This is a genomic window from Mycobacterium sp. 20KCMC460 (genome assembly GCF_022179425.1).
Classification (GTDB): domain Bacteria; phylum Actinomycetota; class Actinomycetes; order Mycobacteriales; family Mycobacteriaceae; genus Mycobacterium; species Mycobacterium kiyosense.
Window position 1 is genome coordinate 2,673,883 of record NZ_AP025524.1, and the last position, 17,227, is coordinate 2,691,109.

The 17,227-nt window shown below is 68.3% G+C and carries 13 protein-coding genes and 1 pseudogene; 9 read left to right on the plus strand and 5 right to left on the minus strand.

Annotated features, from left to right (window positions below; genetic code table 11):
* The first annotated feature begins 65 nt into the window (after positions 1 to 65).
* From carA to metK, 8 genes are all read left to right on the plus strand, one after another.
* Positions 66 to 1,184 (plus strand): glutamine-hydrolyzing carbamoyl-phosphate synthase small subunit, encoded by a 1,119-nt coding sequence (gene carA, locus MKCMC460_RS12625; RefSeq protein ID WP_236976045.1) that lies wholly within the window; start codon positions 66 to 68, stop codon positions 1,182 to 1,184.
* 85 nt (positions 1,185 to 1,269) lie between these two features.
* Positions 1,270 to 4,623 carry a carbamoyl-phosphate synthase large subunit gene (gene carB, locus MKCMC460_RS12630; protein WP_238305787.1) on the plus strand — a complete coding sequence of 1,118 codons (3,354 nt, stop codon included), beginning with the start codon at positions 1,270 to 1,272 and terminating at the stop codon, positions 4,621 to 4,623.
* On the plus strand, positions 4,620 to 5,450 hold the full coding sequence (pyrF, locus tag MKCMC460_RS12635) for an orotidine-5'-phosphate decarboxylase (protein WP_236976043.1): 831 nt from the start codon (positions 4,620 to 4,622) through the stop codon (positions 5,448 to 5,450). Before carB ends, pyrF begins: the two co-directional genes overlap by 4 nt.
* Positions 5,451 to 5,878: 428 nt before the next feature.
* On the plus strand, positions 5,879 to 6,193 hold the full coding sequence (gene mihF / locus MKCMC460_RS12640) for an integration host factor, actinobacterial type (protein WP_007171927.1): 315 nt from the start codon (positions 5,879 to 5,881) through the stop codon (positions 6,191 to 6,193).
* 44 nt (positions 6,194 to 6,237) lie between these two features.
* A complete protein-coding gene (gene gmk / locus MKCMC460_RS12645) occupies positions 6,238 to 6,831 on the plus strand; it encodes a guanylate kinase (RefSeq protein WP_236976040.1) in 594 nt (197 codons plus the stop codon).
* 90 nt (positions 6,832 to 6,921) lie between these two features.
* Positions 6,922 to 7,254 carry a DNA-directed RNA polymerase subunit omega gene (gene rpoZ, locus MKCMC460_RS12650; RefSeq protein ID WP_236976038.1) on the plus strand — a complete coding sequence of 111 codons (333 nt, stop codon included), beginning with the start codon at positions 6,922 to 6,924 and terminating at the stop codon, positions 7,252 to 7,254.
* Positions 7,255 to 7,268: 14 nt separating this feature from the next.
* Complete coding sequence (gene coaBC / locus MKCMC460_RS12655) at positions 7,269 to 8,522, plus strand: bifunctional phosphopantothenoylcysteine decarboxylase/phosphopantothenate--cysteine ligase CoaBC (protein WP_236976036.1); 1,254 nt, start codon at positions 7,269 to 7,271, stop codon at positions 8,520 to 8,522.
* Between the two features lie 133 nt (positions 8,523 to 8,655).
* The gene (gene metK, locus MKCMC460_RS12660; RefSeq protein ID WP_236976034.1) at positions 8,656 to 9,867 is read left to right on the plus strand and encodes a methionine adenosyltransferase; all 1,212 of its coding nucleotides are present in this window, start codon (positions 8,656 to 8,658) and stop codon (positions 9,865 to 9,867) included.
* A gap of 10 nt (positions 9,868 to 9,877) precedes the next feature.
* On the opposite strand, the gene MKCMC460_RS12665 is transcribed toward metK, so the two are convergent.
* Together MKCMC460_RS12665 and MKCMC460_RS12670 are read right to left on the minus strand one after the other, a co-directional pair.
* A complete protein-coding gene (locus MKCMC460_RS12665) occupies positions 9,878 to 10,441 on the minus strand; it encodes a pyridoxamine 5'-phosphate oxidase family protein (RefSeq protein WP_236976032.1) in 564 nt (187 codons plus the stop codon).
* A gap of 24 nt (positions 10,442 to 10,465) precedes the next feature.
* Positions 10,466 to 11,512 carry an alkane 1-monooxygenase gene (locus MKCMC460_RS12670; RefSeq protein ID WP_370653122.1) on the minus strand — a complete coding sequence of 349 codons (1,047 nt, stop codon included), beginning with the start codon at positions 11,510 to 11,512 and terminating at the stop codon, positions 10,466 to 10,468.
* A gap of 219 nt (positions 11,513 to 11,731) precedes the next feature.
* On the opposite strand from MKCMC460_RS12670, the gene MKCMC460_RS12675 reads away from it, so the two are divergent.
* Positions 11,732 to 13,384 (plus strand): GMC oxidoreductase, encoded by a 1,653-nt coding sequence (locus tag MKCMC460_RS12675; protein WP_236976030.1) that lies wholly within the window; start codon positions 11,732 to 11,734, stop codon positions 13,382 to 13,384.
* Here the strand turns inward: MKCMC460_RS12675 and MKCMC460_RS12680 are convergent, their stop codons facing one another.
* From MKCMC460_RS12680 to MKCMC460_RS12690, 3 genes and pseudogenes are all read right to left on the minus strand, one after another.
* Entirely contained in the window at positions 13,385 to 14,881 is a 1,497-nt protein-coding gene (locus MKCMC460_RS12680) for an NAD(P)/FAD-dependent oxidoreductase (RefSeq protein WP_236976028.1), read from the minus strand.
* Between the two features lie 19 nt (positions 14,882 to 14,900).
* Positions 14,901 to 16,129: pseudogene (locus tag MKCMC460_RS12685) on the minus strand (PE family protein).
* 123 nt (positions 16,130 to 16,252) lie between these two features.
* Complete coding sequence (locus tag MKCMC460_RS12690) at positions 16,253 to 17,215, minus strand: alpha/beta hydrolase (RefSeq protein ID WP_236976019.1); 963 nt, start codon at positions 17,213 to 17,215, stop codon at positions 16,253 to 16,255.
* Between the last annotated feature and the right edge of the window lie 12 nt (positions 17,216 to 17,227).

Below are 17,227 nucleotides of genomic sequence, written 5' to 3' on the forward strand. Positions count from 1 at the left end.
CACGGTGAAATTCTCGCCCAGAAATCGCAGCCAGGTCCCACTCGCGGGCAAGAAAGGAGTGGCGGATGACGAAGGCGCAACTGGTGCTCGAGGACGGCCGGATCTTCACCGGCACCGCGTTCGGAGCAATCGGACAGACGCTGGGGGAGGCGGTGTTCAGCACCGGCATGTCCGGCTATCAGGAAACGCTGACCGACCCCAGCTACCACCGCCAGATCGTCGTGGCCACCGCCCCGCAGATCGGCAACACCGGCTGGAACGACGAGGACGGCGAGAGTCGCGGCGACAAGATCTGGGTCGCCGGCTACGCGGTGCGCGACCCGTCGCCGCGGGCGTCCAACTGGCGGGCCACCGGCACCCTCGAGGCCGAACTGGTGCGTCAGCGCGTCGTCGGGATCGCCGCCATCGACACTCGGGCGGTGGTGCGTCACCTGCGCAGCCGCGGCTCGATGAAAGCCGGTGTGTTCTCCGGCGCGGCGCTGGCCGACCCCGAGGAACTTCTCCAGCGGGTGCGCGCGCAGCGGCCGATGCTGGGTGCCGACCTGGCCAACGAGGTCAGCACACCCGAAATCTACACAGTCGAACCCGAAGGTGCGCAGCGGTTTAACGTCGTCGCCCTGGATCTCGGCATCAAGACGAACACGCCGCGCAATTTCGCCCGCCGCGGAATACGTAGCCACGTGCTGCCCGCGTCGGCGACCTTCGCCCAGATCGCCGACCTCAAGCCCGACGGTGTCTTCCTGTCCAACGGACCCGGCGACCCGGCCACCGCCGACCACACCGTGGCGCTCACCCGCGAAGTGCTCGAAGCCGGAATCCCGTTGTTCGGAATCTGTTTCGGTAACCAGATCTTGGGCCGGGCGCTGGGGCTGGGCACCTACAAGATGGTGTTCGGCCACCGCGGGATCAACATCCCGGTGATCGACCACGCCACCGGCCGGGTCGCGGTGACCGCGCAGAACCACGGCTTCGCGCTGGAGGGGGAGGCGGGTCAAACCTTCGACACCCCGTTCGGCCCGGCCGTGGTGAGCCACACCTGCGCCAACGACGGCGTGGTCGAAGGCGTCAAACTCATTGATGGACGGGCTTTTTCGGTGCAGTACCACCCCGAGTCCGCCGCCGGGCCGCACGATGCGGAATATCTGTTCGACCAGTTCGTCGACTTGATGGAGGGACGCCAATGAGCTCGAGCGCGCCCGAATGTACGCCGGCACGCCGTAATCGGTGTGCATATGGGGCCGCTCGCGGCGTCCGGGAAGGAAACAGCTAGTGCCGAGGCGCACTGACCTCAACCATGTGCTGGTGATCGGCTCCGGCCCGATCGTCATCGGCCAGGCCTGCGAGTTCGACTACTCCGGCACCCAGGCCTGCCGGGTGCTGCGGGCCGAAGGGCTGCAGGTCAGCCTGGTCAACTCCAACCCGGCCACCATCATGACCGACCCCGAGTTCGCCGACCACACCTACGTCGAGCCCATCACCCCGGCGTTCGTCGAGAAGGTCATCGCCCAGCAGGCCGAGCGCGGGAACAAGATCGACGCCCTGCTGGCCACCCTGGGTGGGCAGACCGCGCTGAACACCGCGGTCGCGCTCTACGAGAACGGCGCCCTGGAGAAGTACGGTGTCGAGCTGATCGGCGCCGACTTCGAGGCCATCCAGCGCGGCGAGGACCGGCAGCGGTTCAAGGACATCGTCACCAAGGTCGGTGGCGAATCCGCGCGCAGCCGAGTGTGTTTCACCATGGACGAAGTCCGCGAGACGGTTGACGAGCTGGGCCTGCCGGTGGTGGTACGGCCCAGTTTCACGATGGGCGGGCTGGGTTCGGGCATGGCCCGATCCGTCGACGAGGTGGAGCGGATGGCCGGGGCCGGGCTGGCCGCCAGCCCCAGCGCCAACGTGCTGATCGAGGAGTCGATCTACGGCTGGAAGGAATTCGAGCTCGAGCTGATGCGCGACGGCAACGACAACGTCGTGGTGGTGTGCTCGATCGAGAACGTCGACCCGATGGGCGTGCACACCGGCGACTCGGTCACCGTCGCGCCGGCGATGACGCTGACCGACCGCGAGTACCAGAAAATGCGCGACCTGGGCATCGCCATCCTGCGCGAGGTCGGGGTGGACACCGGCGGCTGCAACATCCAGTTCGCCGTCAACCCCGACGACGGACGGCTCATCGTCATCGAGATGAACCCGCGGGTGTCGCGGTCCAGTGCGCTGGCGTCCAAGGCCACCGGTTTCCCGATCGCCAAGATCGCCGCCAAGCTGGCCATCGGCTACACCCTGGACGAGATCGTCAACGACATCACCAAGGAAACCCCGGCCTGCTTCGAACCGACGCTGGACTACGTGGTCGTCAAGGCCCCCCGCTTCGCGTTCGAGAAGTTCCCCGGCGCCGACCCCACCCTGACCACCACGATGAAATCCGTCGGTGAGGCGATGTCGTTGGGCCGCAACTTCGTCGAGGCCCTCGGCAAGGTGATGCGGTCGCTGGAGGCCACCCGCGCCGGGTTCTGGACCAAGCCGGACACCGAAGGCTCGCTGGAAGACGCGCTGACCCGGCTGCAGACCCCCACCGAGGGGCGCCTCTACGACATCGAATTGGCGCTGCGCCTGGGCGGTTCGGTGGAGCAGGTGGCTAAGGCCAGCGGTGTCGACCCGTGGTTCGTGGCCCAGATCGACGAGCTGGTGGCGTTGCGCGCCGAGCTCGTCGACGCGCCGGTGCTGGACGCCGACCTGCTGCGCCACGCCAAGCACAGCGGGCTGTCGGATCGTCAGATCGCCTCGCTGCGACCGGAATTGGCCGGCGAGGACGGGGTGCGCTCGCTGCGCGCGCGGCTGAACATCCACCCGGTGTACAAGACCGTCGACACCTGCGCCGCCGAGTTCGAGGCCAAGACGCCCTATCACTACAGCAGCTACGAACTCGACCCGTCAGCCGAGACCGAGGTCGCCCCGCAGACCGACAAGCCCAAGGTCCTGATCCTGGGCTCGGGCCCGAACCGGATCGGGCAGGGCATCGAGTTCGACTACAGCTGCGTGCATGCGGCAACCACGTTGAGCCAGGCCGGTTTCGAGACCGTGATGGTCAACTGCAACCCGGAGACGGTGTCCACCGACTACGACACCGCGGACCGGCTGTACTTCGAGCCGCTGACGTTCGAGGACGTCCTGGAGGTGTTCCACGCCGAGGAGCAGTCCGGCGCGGGGGGCCCCGGCGTCGCGGGTGTCATCGTGCAACTCGGCGGCCAGACCCCGCTGGGGCTGGCGCAGCGGCTCGCCGACGCCGGCGTTCCGATCGTCGGCACCCAACCGGCGGCCATCGACCTGGCCGAGGACCGCGGCGCGTTTGGCGACGTGCTCACCGCCGCCGGTCTGCCCGCGCCCAAGTACGGCACTGCGACCACCTTCGACCAGGCCCGCCGGATCGCCGCCGACATCGGCTATCCGGTGCTGGTGCGGCCGTCCTACGTGCTGGGCGGCCGCGGCATGGAGATCGTCTACGACGAGGAGACCCTGCGCGGCTACATCACCCGCGCCACCGAGCTCTCACCCGAGCACCCGGTGCTCGTCGACCGCTTCCTGGAGGACGCGGTCGAGATCGACGTCGACGCGCTCTGCGACGGCACCGAGGTCTACATCGGCGGGATCATGGAGCACATCGAAGAGGCCGGCATCCACTCCGGAGACTCGGCCTGCGCGTTGCCGCCGGTCACCCTGGGCCGCAGCGACGTCGAGAAGGTCCGCCAGGCGACCGAGGCGATCGCGCACGGCATCGGCGTGGTCGGCCTGCTCAACGTGCAGTATGCGCTCAAGGACGACGTGCTCTACGTGTTGGAGGCCAACCCCAGGGCGAGCCGGACGGTGCCCTTCGTATCCAAGGCCACCGCCGTGCCGCTGGCCAAGGCCTGCGCCCGGGTCATGCTGGGCGCCAGCATTGCCCAGCTGCGCCGGGAGGGAATGCTGGCCGAGTCCGGGGACGGCGCCAGCGCGGCGCCCTACGCCCCAATCGCGGTCAAGGAAGCGGTGTTGCCGTTCAACCGCTTCCGTCGCGCCGACGGCGCGGCCATCGACTCGCTGCTGGGTCCGGAGATGAAGTCGACGGGCGAGGTGATGGGCATCGACCGCGACTTCGGGACCGCGTTCGCCAAGAGTCAAACCGCCGCGTACGGCTCGCTGCCGGCGCAGGGCACGGTGTTCGTCTCGGTCGCCAACCGGGACAAGCGCTCCCTGGTGTTCCCGGTGAAACGACTGGCGGACTTGGGTTTCCGTGTTCTGGCCACCGAAGGCACCGCGGAAATGTTGCGCCGCAACGGAATTCCGTGCGACGAAGTGCGAAAGCATTTCGAGTCTCCGCAGCAGGGCCGCCCGGCGATGTCGGCCATCGACGCGATCCGCGCCGGTGACGTCGACATGGTGATCAATACGCCGTTCGGCAACTCCGGCCCGCGCATCGACGGCTATGAGATCCGCTCGGCGGCGGTGGCCGTCAACATCCCGTGCATTACGACGGTCCAGGGCGCCTCGGCGGCCGTGCAGGGCATCGAGGCGGGAATTCGCGGCGACATCGGGGTGCTGTCCCTGCAGGAGCTGCACCGCAACCTCGGCGCCCGGAACGGCGGCCAGTGAGCAGCTTCGGGGTCCGGCTGGCTGCGGCCAAAGCGCAGTCCGGGCCGTTGTGTCTGGGTATCGATCCGCATCCGGAGTTGCTGCGGGCCTGGGAGCTGCCGGCCACCGCCGACGGGCTGGCAGCGTTCTGCGACGTGTGCGTGCAGGCTTACGAAGGCTTCGCGGTGGTCAAGCCGCAGGTGGCGTTCTTCGAGGCCTACGGCTCAGCGGGCTTCGCGGTGCTCGAACGCACCATCGCCGCCCTGCGGGCCGCCGGCGTGCTGGTGCTGGCCGACGCCAAGCGGGGTGACATCGGGACCACGATGGCCGCCTACGCCGCGGCCTGGGCCGGTGATTCGCCGCTGTCCGCCGACGCGGTGACGGCCTCGCCCTATCTGGGGTTCGGCTCGCTGCGCCCGTTGATCGAGGTCGCCACGGCCAACGACCGCGGGGTGTTCGTGCTCGCCACCACCTCCAACCCGGAGGGTGCGACCGTCCAGCGCGCCGACGTCGGCGGCCGCACGGTGGCGCAGATGATCGTCGACCACGTCGCGGCGGCCAATCAGTCGGCGACCGGCGGGACACAGCCCGGATCGTTCGGCGTGGTGGTCGGTGCGACGGCGCTCGAACCGCCGGACCTGAGCGCACTGGGCGGGCCGGTACTGGTGCCCGGCGTCGGCGCCCAGGGCGGCCGTGCCGAGGCCCTGGCGGGGCTGGGCGGCGCCGAGTCGCACCAACTGTTGCCCGCGGTCTCCCGGGAGGTGCTGCGGGCCGGGCCGGCCGTGGCGGACGTGCGGGCGGCCGCCGAACGCATGCGCGATGCGGTCGCCTACCTCGCGCAGCGCTGAGCTTCGCCCGGACGACCATGGTCGCGCGACACGCGCGGCGTCGCACCAAAATGCGTGATTCGTGGCACCGGGCTGCCGCGTCGCTTCGCCGCCGGCCGAGGTGCCGGCGGGCCACGCTGGCCGGCGAAGTCCACCGCACCGGCTGAAACTGCAGGTCAAGACCGAAATTCGGCGACCGATACCGGGTTCGGCGAGGTCATCGCGACGGGCCGCCCGTCGCACCCGGCCCGCGGTCTGGACGCCGACGGGCGGGGCGCTCGGGCGTGTCGGCGAGGGACCCGAGCTGGACAAATGACCGCCAAACCGGGGGGTCGGGTTAGATTTCGTCAGACAGCGTGAGTACGGTCGTCTGCGCTGGCTGAAGTACCCGGCCGAGACAAAGTAGATCGACAGATATCCCCAAGATATCGATGAGAGACGGAGGAATCGTGGCCCTTCCCCAGTTGACCGACGAGCAGCGCGCGGCAGCGTTGGAGAAGGCTGCTGCCGCACGTCGAGCGCGAGCAGAGCTCAAGGATCGGCTCAAGCGCGGCGGCACCAACCTCACCCAGGTACTCAAGGACGCCGAGACGGACGAAGTCCTGGGCAAGATGAAGGTGTCTGCGCTGCTGGAGGCCTTGCCGAAGGTGGGCAAGGTCAAGGCGCAGGAAATCATGACCGAGCTGGAGATCGCCCCGACCCGCCGCCTGCGCGGCCTCGGCGACCGTCAGCGCAAGGCCCTGTTGGAGAAGTTCGGCTCGTAGTCGAGTCGAACGAACGACGTCGGTTCACCGACCGGGGAGCGCCGGTGAGCGCTGGCGGGGGACCGGACGCAGGACGCGTGGTCGTGCTGTCCGGTCCCTCCGCGGTCGGCAAGTCGACAGTGGTTCGGTGTCTGCGCGAGCGGATCCCGGACCTGCATTTCAGCGTCTCGGCCACGACGCGGGCACCGCGGCCGGGCGAGGTCGACGGCGTCGACTACCACTTCGTCAGCCCCGCTGAATTCCAGCGCCTCATCGACGAGGGCGAACTGCTGGAATGGGCAGAGATCCACGGTGGTTTGCACCGGTCCGGCACCCTCGCCCAGCCGGTCCGGGCGGCGACCGCGGCCGGCTATCCGGTGTTGATCGAGGTCGACCTGGCCGGTGCCCGGGCCGTCAAGAAGGCGATGCCCGAGGCGCTCACGGTGTTCCTGGCGCCGCCCAGCTGGGCGGATTTGGAGGCCAGGCTGGTAGGCCGGGGCACCGAAACCGCCGACGTCATCGCCCGCCGGCTGGCCACCGCGCGCATCGAATTGGCCGCTCAGGATGACTTCGACGTCGTGGTGGTGAACAGTCGATTAGAGTCTGCGTGCGCCGAATTGGTATCCTTGCTGGTGGATTCTGCCCCTGGCCCTGCGTAAAGCAGCACAGACACAGCGCACGCCAGCGGAGACCTACCGGAAAAACGACCTTCCAACCATGTCGCTCTACGCCGCCAGGAGATTTTCTACGTGACTATTCCGCAGTCCGACGCGTCGTTGGCAACCGTCTCCGCGGTGGATCAGTTCGATCCCGCGGCCGGCGGAGCCAGCGCCTACGACACCCCGCTGGGCATCACCAACCCGCCCATCGACGAGTTGCTGGACCGCGTCTCGAGCAAGTACGCGCTGGTGATCTACGCGGCCAAGCGGGCCCGGCAGATCAACGACTACTACAACCAGCTCGGCGAAGGCATCCTGGAGTACGTCGGGCCGCTGGTCGAGCCCGGGTTGCAGGAGAAGCCGTTGTCGATCGCGTTGCGCGAAATCCACGCCGACCTGCTCGAACACACCGAGGGCGAGTAACAGGCCGGCGCGCGGTGGAGAGCAAGCGGATCATCGTCGGCGTTGCCGGCGGTATCGCGGCCTACAAGGCCTGCACCGTTGTCCGTCAGCTCACCGAATCCGGCCACCGCGTCCGGGTCATTCCCACCGAGGCCGCGCTGCGTTTCGTCGGCGCCGCCACCTTCGAGGCCCTCTCCGGTGAACCCGTCGAGACCGGCGTGTTCCAGGACGTTCCGGCCGTCCCGCACGTCCGCCTCGGTCAGCAGGCCGACCTGGTGGTGGTCGCGCCGGCCACCGCTGACCTGCTGGCCCGCGCCGTGGCCGGGCGCGCCGACGATCTGCTGACGGCGACGCTGCTCACCGCACGCTGCCCGGTGCTGTTCGCGCCCGCCATGCACACCGAGATGTGGCTGCACCCGGCCACCGTCGACAACGTCGCCACCCTGCGCCGACGCGGTGCGGTGGTGCTCGAGCCCGCCTCCGGTCGGCTCACCGGCGCCGACAGCGGCGCCGGCCGGCTGCCGGAGGCCGAGGAGATCACCACGCTCGCCCAACTGCTGCTGGAGCGCCCCGAGGCGTTGCCGTACGACCTGGCGGGCTGCCGGGTACTGGTGACCGCGGGCGGCACCCGCGAAGCGATCGACCCGGTGCGGTTCGTCGGCAACCGCAGTTCGGGCAAACAAGGTTACGCGGTCGCGCGGGTCGCCGCCCAGCGCGGCGCCGAGGTGACGCTGATCGCCGGGCACACCGCCGGGCTCGCCGACCCGGCCGGCGTCAACGTGGTGCACGTGAGCTCGGCTGAGCAACTCGGCGCCGCGGTGTCCAAACATGCCCCGGAAGCGAACGTGCTGGTGATGGCCGCTGCGGTAGCCGATTTCCGGCCCGCGCAGGTCGCCCCCGCAAAGATCAAGAAGACTGCCGGCGGGCCACCCACCATCGAGTTGCTGCGCAACGACGACGTGCTGGCCAACGCGGTACAGGCTCGTGCACACGGGCAACTACCCAATATGCGCGCCATCGTCGGGTTCGCCGCCGAAACCGGTGACGCCAACGGCGACGTGCTGTTCCACGCCCGCGCCAAACTGCAGCGCAAGGGCTGCGACCTGCTGGTGGTCAACGCCGTCGGCGAAGGGAAGGCGTTCGAGGTAGACAGCAACGACGGCTGGCTGCTGGCCGCCGACGGCACCGAGTCGGCGCTGCAGCACGGGTCCAAGACGGCGATGGCGAGCCGTATCGTGGACGCAGTTGTCGCGTTCCTGCGCGCAGACCACGGAGCAGACAGCGGATAACGCGTGCCGGGCAGCGTGGCCCGTCCGGAACCCCGAGATTTGCATGGCGTCGGGTTGCTCCGGTTTGCTTAGCGGCAACAAGAATAATTCGTCTAACTAATATTCGGGCGGAGTGACCGGAAGGATGACAAGAGTGAGCGAGAAGGGTCGGCTGTTCACCAGCGAATCGGTGACCGAGGGGCATCCAGACAAGATCTGTGACGCGATCAGTGACTCGGTCCTCGACGCGCTGCTCGCCGACGATCCTCGCTCCCGTGTCGCGGTCGAGACGCTGGTGACCACGGGGCAGGTCCACGTCGTCGGCGAGGTGACCACCACCGCCAAAGAGGCGTTCGCCGACATCACCAACATCGTGCGCAAGCGCATCCTCGACATCGGCTACGACTCCTCGGACAAGGGTTTCGACGGCGAGACGTGCGGGGTGAACATCGGCATCGGCGCCCAGTCGCCCGACATCGCCCAGGGTGTGGACACCGCGCACGAAGCCCGCGTCGAGGGCGCGGCCGACCCGCTGGACTCTCAAGGCGCCGGCGACCAGGGCCTGATGTTCGGCTACGCCATCAACGACACCCCGGAACTGATGCCGCTGCCCATCGCGCTGGCCCACCGGCTGTCGCGGCGGCTCACCGAGGTCCGCAAGAACGGCACGCTGGGCTATCTGCGGCCGGACGGCAAGACCCAGGTCACCATCGCCTACGAGGACAACGTCCCGGTCCGGCTGGACACCGTGGTCGTCTCCACCCAGCACGCGGACGGGGTCGACCTGGAGAACACGCTGGACCCCGACATCCGGCAGCACGTGCTGCAGACCGTGCTCGACGAGCTGGCCCACGACACCCTGGACGCCTCGTCCACACGGGTGCTGGTTAACCCGACCGGCAAGTTCGTGCTGGGCGGCCCGATGGGCGATGCGGGCCTGACCGGCCGCAAGATCATCGTGGACACCTACGGCGGCTGGGCTCGGCATGGCGGCGGCGCCTTCTCGGGCAAGGACCCGTCCAAGGTGGACCGCTCGGCGGCGTACGCGATGCGCTGGGTGGCCAAGAACGTCGTGGCGGCCGGATTGGCGGAGCGGGTCGAGGTGCAGGTGGCGTACGCCATCGGCAAGGCTGCGCCGGTCGGGCTGTTCATCGAGACGTTCGGCACCGAGGCGGTCGACCCGGTCAAGATCGAGAAGATCATCCCCGAGGTGTTCGACTTGCGTCCCGGTGCGATCATCCGTGACCTGAACCTGCTGCGGCCCATCTATGCGCAGACGGCCGCCTACGGGCACTTCGGGCGCACCGACGTCGAGTTGCCCTGGGAGCAGACCAACAAGGTCGACGACCTCAAGCACGCCATCTAGCGTTCCCGTCTCAGCTGGGCGGCAGCGGGTGGTCCGGCTCCAGGCCGGCCAAACCGTCGATGCTGCGCAGGTTGCGGCCGATGGCTCGCGAGTACGTCTCCTGGGGTTGCTTGCTGTGAAACGAGTCGAGCACCGGCCGCTCGTCGACCAGCTCGTAGTAGGGCACCGCGAAACCGCACGCGTCGGCGATCCGCTCCACGTCGACGACTATCGCGGCACGCACGCCCGGTCGCTGCCCGAAATGGTCTCTGACACGGGCGAATTCGTCGTCGTCGGGCCGCAGCACCCGCCCGGTCCCGAACAGCCGCAGGATCCGGGAATTGCGGTTGAACGAGCAGAACATGATGGTGATGCGGCCGTTGTCGCGCAGGTGGGCGATGGTTTCCACGCCGCTGCCGAACAGGTCCAGGTAGGCGACGGTGTGGTCGTCGAGCACGGCGAAGGTGTCGGCGTAACCCTTGGGGGACAGGTTGATCCGGCCGCCCTGCGAGGGCGCGGTCGCGACGAAGAACATGGCCTGCTCGGCGATGAACTCCCGCAGCGACCCGTCGATATGAGAGAACTCCTTGGCCACCCTCCGAGAGTAGAGCAGCGGTGCCTAGCGCCCGGGCTTCAAGGCGGCCAGACGGATGTCTCCGCCGTAGAAGGCCAGCACCCGCCGGTCCATCACGCGTCGCCACAGCGGGGGAATCATCGCCAGCGGCACCATGGTGCTGTAGCCGCCGGGTAGCTGCGGTGACTCCTCGTCGTGCCGCAGCGCCTGATATCGGCGCAGCGGGTTGGCGTGGTGGTCGGAGTGACGCTGCAGGTGGAACAGGCACACGTTGGCTATCACCGTGTTGCTGTTCCAGCTGTGCGACGGCCGCACCCGCTCGTAGCGTCCGCTGGCCAGCTGCTGCCGCCGTAGTCCGTAGTGCTCGACGTAGTTGACCGTTTCCAGCAGCCCGATGCCGATCACGGCCTGGCCGATCAGCCAGGGCAGCACGACCGGCCGGAACCAGAGAGCCAGCACGGCGAACAGGACGATGCTGATCAGCCAGGCGTTGAGCACGTCGTTGCGCAGAGTCCAGCGAGTTTTGCCGTCCCGGGCCAGTCGGGCGGCTTCCAGGTTCCACGCAGAGCGCACGCCGCCGATCACCGACCGCGGCACGAAGGCGTACAGGGTCTCGCCCAGTCGCGCACTCGCCGGATCCTCGGCGGTGGCCACCCGCACGTGATGGCCGCGATTGTGCTCGACGAAGAAGTGCCCGTAGCAGGTCTGGGCCAGCGCGAGCTTGGCGAGACGTCGTTCCTGGACTTCGCGGGTGTGTCCCAGATCGTGGGCGGCGTTGATGGCCAGCCCGCCGATCAGTCCCACGGTCGTCATCAAGCCGGCCTTGTCGGCGAAAGTCATTGTGACCCAACCCCCGCCGGCCCAGAACCAGCACGCGAGCAGCACCGATCCATACTGATTCGGCAGGTAGAGATACGTGATGCAGCGATAGAACCGGTCGCCTTCCAGCCATTCCAGAACGTCCTCGGGCGGGTTGCTGGAATCGGGTCGGATCATCTGGTCGAGCACCGGGATGACCCCGAACGCGAGCACCGGACCAATCCACCAGAACACGCCGAGACCGGTCAGCGCGACCAGCAGCCATGAGGCCACCACCAGTCCCGGTACCGCTGCGGCAACCAGCCACAGGTAGCGCTTCGGGTCGCGCCAAGCCGGCAGCGATCTACTTGCCGAGGTTTCTGATTCACTTAGTTGTAACTTATGAAGTTCTCGTGTCTGAACTACCATACAAAAGGGTATTACCATACTATAAGTACGTATAAACCTGTGATTCGAGTAACAACAGTCTGCTGAGTGGGGAGTGGTCGAGTCATGAATCCGGCAGGAGATACGCAACACGGACGACGCCTAACCCGGCGGCGCTTCCTGGGCGCTGCCGCGGGTGTGGCCGTCGGGGCCGCTGGTCTCGGCGCTTACGAACGGGGCACTCACCGGACCGAACCCGCATCGCGTCCCAAGAGCCATTACCGCGCCATCGTGATCGGCAGCGGTTACGGGGGTGGGGTGACGGCGCTGCGCCTCGGCGAAGCCGGAGTCGAAACCCTGATCATCGAGAAGGGCAGGCTCTGGGATGTCGCCGACGGCGACGGCAGACGATTCTCGCGGATGCTGCCCGCGGACAACCGGGCCGGCTGGTTCACGTCGGTGCCACCCAGCCTGGTGCCGTCCTTCCGTGGCGTGTCGATGGAACAGGTTTCCCGCCACGCCCCGTCCAAGCAACCGGTGCAGGCCGGGATCTGCGACAAAGTGGAGCACGGCGCACACACCGTGTTCCGCGGCGTCGCGGTGGGAGGCGGGTCGATGGTCAATGCCGCCATCGCCGCGATACCGACCCCCGCCCAGCTTCGCGCGGCCTTTCCCGACATCGACCCCAACGTATTCCTGGGCACCTACATCCAACGCGCAAAAGCCATGCTGCGCATCAGTTATCGCGATCTCGACTGGTTCGAGCGGACGCCGTACTTCCAGTACGCCCGGGTCGGGCGGCAGTACGCGGCAGCCGCGGGTTACGGGGTCGACTACAACGGCAGCGCCTACTCGTTCGACTACCTGAGAAAGGAAGAAGCGGGCCAGGTTCCGCGCTCAGCGCTGGATTTCGAGCAGCAGTACGGCAACAACTACGGCAGGTTCGGCAGCGTCGATCAGACCTACATCGCGGCCGCGCTGCGAACCGGCCGGGTGACGCTGCGACCGCTCACCGAGGTCACCGAGATACGCCGCGACTCCTCCGGCGAGTACGTGGTGGCAACCCGCGAGATCGACCGGTTCGGCAAGGAGCTGCGGCGCGACGAAATCGGTTGTGAGGAACTGTATCTCGCCGCCGGTGTACTCGGCACCACGGAACTGTTGTTACGGGCCCGGGAAACCGGGACGCTGCCCGACCTGAACGACGAGATCGGCCGCGGCTACGGCAACAACGGCGACATCATGGTCGCGCACATGCTGGCGCCCGGCGATCCCGCCGGCACCCGGCAGTCCTTGATGGGCATGATCAATCTGGACGGCCGTGACGACCCGGACAATCCGGTCTATGCCAGCATGTTCTCGCTGCCGCTCCCCGTCGAGACCTATGCGCTGGGCTACTACGTCATGGTGCGCACCGGCGACCGTGCCGATATCGGCTTCGACCGGGCCGCGAACACGATCCGCATCAACTGGCCGCAGGGGCACACCGAACACCTGCGCGAACGCGCCAAACTGGTCTTCGACCGGGTTACCGGCGCCAACCAGGTGGACTATCGTGACGACCTCTTCGGCGGAAAGGTGTTCACGCCCAACACCGTTCACCCCATGGGTGGTGTGGTACGCGGTAGGGCCACCGACCCGTTCGGCCGGGTCAACGGCTACCGGAAGCTGTACGTCAACGACGCCTCGCTGCTGCCCGGATACCTGGGCTGCAACCCGTTCATGACCATCACCGCGCTGGCCGAGCGCAATGTCGAGGCCGTCCTGCAGGGTCGCTGATCAGGCGCTGAACCGGTAGTCGTCGAGGTCGAAATGCCTACTGCGCCAATAGGCTTCGACGGTGGTGGTGGGTCGCAGCGGCACGTCGCCGTTCTTGTCGAAATAGTAGCTGTTGGCCTGCCGGCAACTGTCCTGCCAGAACACCTGCCGGTAGCGCCGGCGCATCATCTCGGCGAAATACCGGTCGTTGGCTTCGGCTTTCACCTCGACGCGGGTCGCGCCGTCGTCGCGGGCACGCTTGAGGCAACGCAGGATGTGGTGGGTCTGGGTCTCGATCAACGCGAAGTACGACGAGCCGACATAGCCGTATGGGCCGAACACCACGAAGAAATTCGGAAAACCCGGGACGGCTACTCCCTCGTAGGCCTGCGTGCGATGCTCGTCCCAGAACTGGCTCAGTGACTGGCCGCCGGATCCGGTGACGGCGAACGTCAGCACGTCATCGGTGTCGAGCACCTTGAAGCCAGTAGCCAGGATCAGCACGTCGACCTCGTGGCTGCTGCCGTCGGCCGTCACCACCGACGTGGGGGTGATTTTGGCGATCGGATCGGTGACCAGCTCTACGTTGTCGCGGTTGAAGGTGGCCAGGTACGTGTTGTGAAAACCCGGCCGCTTACAGCCCACGGCGTAGCGGGGGGTGAGCTTGTCGCGCACCACCGGATCCTTGACCTGCTGGGCCAGATAGCGCCGGCCGGCCACCGCGGTCCACCGGGCCAGCGGGAACACCTTGAAGTAGTGCGCCGAAATGGGGAAGGTGGCCTCGACGTAGGCCTGGCTGAGCCAACGTTGCACGGCGCTGCCGCCCGGTATCCGCATCGCCCAGCGGGCCGGGGCCGGCAGCGGGAAGTCCAGCTTGGGAAAACACCAGATCGGGGTGCGCTGAAACACGGTGAGCTGACTGACAATCGGCGCGATCTCGGGAATGATCTGGACGGCCGAGGCGCCGGTGCCGATGATCGCGACCCGTTTGCCGGTCAGGTCCTGGCTGTGGTCCCAGCGCGCGGTATGCATGGTGATGCCGTCGAAGGAGTCCACGCCGTCGATGTCGGGCAGCTTGGGCACGGTCAGCACGCCGCTGGCGCCGATCACGAAGCGTGCGGTGATTTCGCCGCCCGGATCTGTCTGTAGCCGCCACAGGTCGTGCGTGTCGTCGAATGCGGCGGAGATCACCTTGGTGTTGAACCGGATTCGGGACCCGATGCCGTACTTGTCGACGCAGTGCTCGGCGTAGGCCCGCAACTCGTGCCCGGGCGCGTAGCTGCGCGACCAGTTCGGGCTCTGCTCGAACGAGAACTGGTAGGAGAACGACGGAATGTCCACCGCGATACCGGGGTAGGTGTTCCAGTACCAGGTGCCGCCGACCCCGTCGCCGGCTTCGATCACCAGATAGTCGGACAACCCGGCCTGGTCGAGTTTGATGGCGGCGCCGATGCCGGAGAACCCGGCTCCGACGATGACGACGTGGTAGTCGGGTGAGGTATTCCGTCGCGACTGCATGAATCCGACGGTAGTCGGCTCAGCCGTGTGCGCCTTGGTTGCCCTGCAGGCTGCCCCGGGCGCCACCGATGCCGCCGGAACCGCTGGCGCCGTTGGGTGGACCGACGCCGCCCGCGCCGCCCTTCCCTCCGGCACCACCGTCGCCGATGAGTTGGGCGGCGCCGCCGTTGCCGCCCGGCCCACCGGTACCACCGGCAAACACATTCGGCGTCGTGTTGTTGCCGCCGGCACCGCCGGTGCCACCTGCACCACCCGAACCGATCCAGCCGCCGACGCCGCCGTTGCCGCCCCGCGCGCCGGTTGCGGCGTAGGGGTTATTGACCTGCCCTTCCAGGCCGCTGGACCCGCCGACACCACCCACTCCACCGTTTCCGTAGAGCATGGCGGCGCCCCCGTCGCCACCCACCCCGCCGGTCCCGGCCTGAATGGTGAATCCCTGGTAGAAGGTGGTGGCGGCGTTGCCGCCGCCGCCTCCGGCGCCGCCATTGCCGAACAGGCCGCTGACCCCGCCGACCCCGCCGGCGCCGCCCTTATTGCCGGAGATGACGGCCGTCCCGCCCAGCCCGCCGTGCCCACCTGCCCCGCCGTCGCCGAACAGCAGGCCGCCGCGGCCACCGGCGCCTCCGGCGCCACCTGTCGTCGGGGCGTTGTTGCTGATCAGCGCGTTACCACCGGCCCCGCCGGCACCGCCGGTGCCGGACAGCCAGCCGCCGTTGCCGCCGGCACCGCCGACGGCACCCGCGCCGCCCAGGCCACCCGGGCCGCCGTTGCCGATCAGCCCGGCGTCTCCGCCCCGGCCCGCGGGCAACCCCCCTCCGCCGGCGCCCCGGCCCCGCCGTTACCGATCAACAGCCCACCGGCACCGCCGGGCTGACCGGCCGCGCCGGTAGCGCCGTCACCGATCAGCGGGCGTCCGAGCAGCAGCTGGGTGGGAGCGTTGATCGCGTCGAGCACCTGCTGCTGCACGTTGGACACCTCCGCGGCGGCGTATGCGCTGCCGCCGGAGTTCATCAGCTCGACGAACTGGTCGTGAAAGGTCGCCGCGTAGGTGCTGAGCGCCTGGTAGGCCTGGGCGTGGCCGGCGAACAGCGTAGCGACGGCAGCCGAGACTTCGTCGGCGCCCGCGGCCAGCAATGCGGTGGTGGGGATCGCCGCGGCCGCATTGGCGGCGCCGAGTGTCGAGCCGATCCCGGCCAGATCCGAGGCTGCAGCGGCCACCCACTCCGGCGCGGCGATCACATACGACATTCCGTACCTCCCGACAGGCAACGGCAATCCAGTCTGCTCATCCTAGAGCGCGGATCACAATCCTGCTTGCCTTTCGGGCGCATCGCCCTACCGCCGAACGAAAGATGTTGCCCTGGAACGTTTTTAAGGGTAGAGCGCCTTCTTCAGCGCCGCCAGCCCGCGGCTCGTCGCCTCCGCGGCGGCGGGCACCACCACCGCGAAGCTCGCGTAACCGTGCACCATGGTCGGCTCGTTGCACAACTCCACCGCGACCCCCGCGGCGGCAAGCAGCTCGGCATACCGGGCCCCGTCGTCGCGCAGCGGATCGTATTGCGCGGTACCGATGAATGCCGGCGGCAGACCCGCCAGCTCGCCGTTGCCGGGAGCCAGGTGGGCGGGCAGCGCAGTGTGGTCGCTGAGGTCGAGGTGCGGGACGTACCAGGCCAGAAACGCGTCGATGACCTGCTCGTCCAGGATCGGGTCCCGGCTGTTCTCCAGGAACGACGGCAGCGTCCGGTCGCCGATGCACGACGGGTACCACAACAGCTGAAAGATCAGGTCCGGTCCGTTGTGGTCGCGGGCCAGTTGGGCCATGACCGCCGAGATGTTGCCGCCCGCGGAGTCGCCGGCGACGGCGATGCGCGTGGGGTCGCCGCCCAGCTCGGCGGCGTTTTCGCCGACCCAGCGCAGCGCCGCCCAACTGTCCTCGATGGCGGCCGGGAACGGGTGCTCGGGGGCCAGCCGGTAGTCCACTGACACCACGATGGCGTCGGTCCCGACGGCGTGGGCGCGCGCGACGTGGTCGTGGGTGTCCAGGTCGCCCAGCGCCCAGCCGCCGCCGTGGTAGAAGACGACCACCGGCAGGTCGTCCTGCGCGGCGGTCGGCGGCCAGTAGATCCGCACCGGGATGTCGCCGTGTTCGCCGTAGCCGACCCGGCGCTCCTCGATGCGCAGCGGCGGGAGCAGCTCCGACGGCAACTTGAGCGCCGCCATCTGCGCCCGGGCGACCTCGACGCCGTCGGCGGCGCTGAAGGTCATCGGAATGGCATCGAGCAGCATCTTCAGGATCGGATCGATGCCGCTGGGGACGATGGTCGGATCCGTCATGGCCTTACGGTA

Coding starts and splice junctions, on each gene's coding strand:
- MKCMC460_RS12675 (WP_236976030.1), top strand. CDS start 11,732: ATGAATCCGGCAGGAGATACGCAACACGGACGACGCCTAACCCGGCGG.
- MKCMC460_RS12680 (WP_236976028.1), bottom strand. CDS start 14,881: ATGCAGTCGCGACGGAATACCTCACCCGACTACCACGTCGTCATCGTC.
- carA (WP_236976045.1), top strand. CDS start 66: ATGACGAAGGCGCAACTGGTGCTCGAGGACGGCCGGATCTTCACCGGC.
- MKCMC460_RS12690 (WP_236976019.1), bottom strand. CDS start 17,215: ATGACGGATCCGACCATCGTCCCCAGCGGCATCGATCCGATCCTGAAG.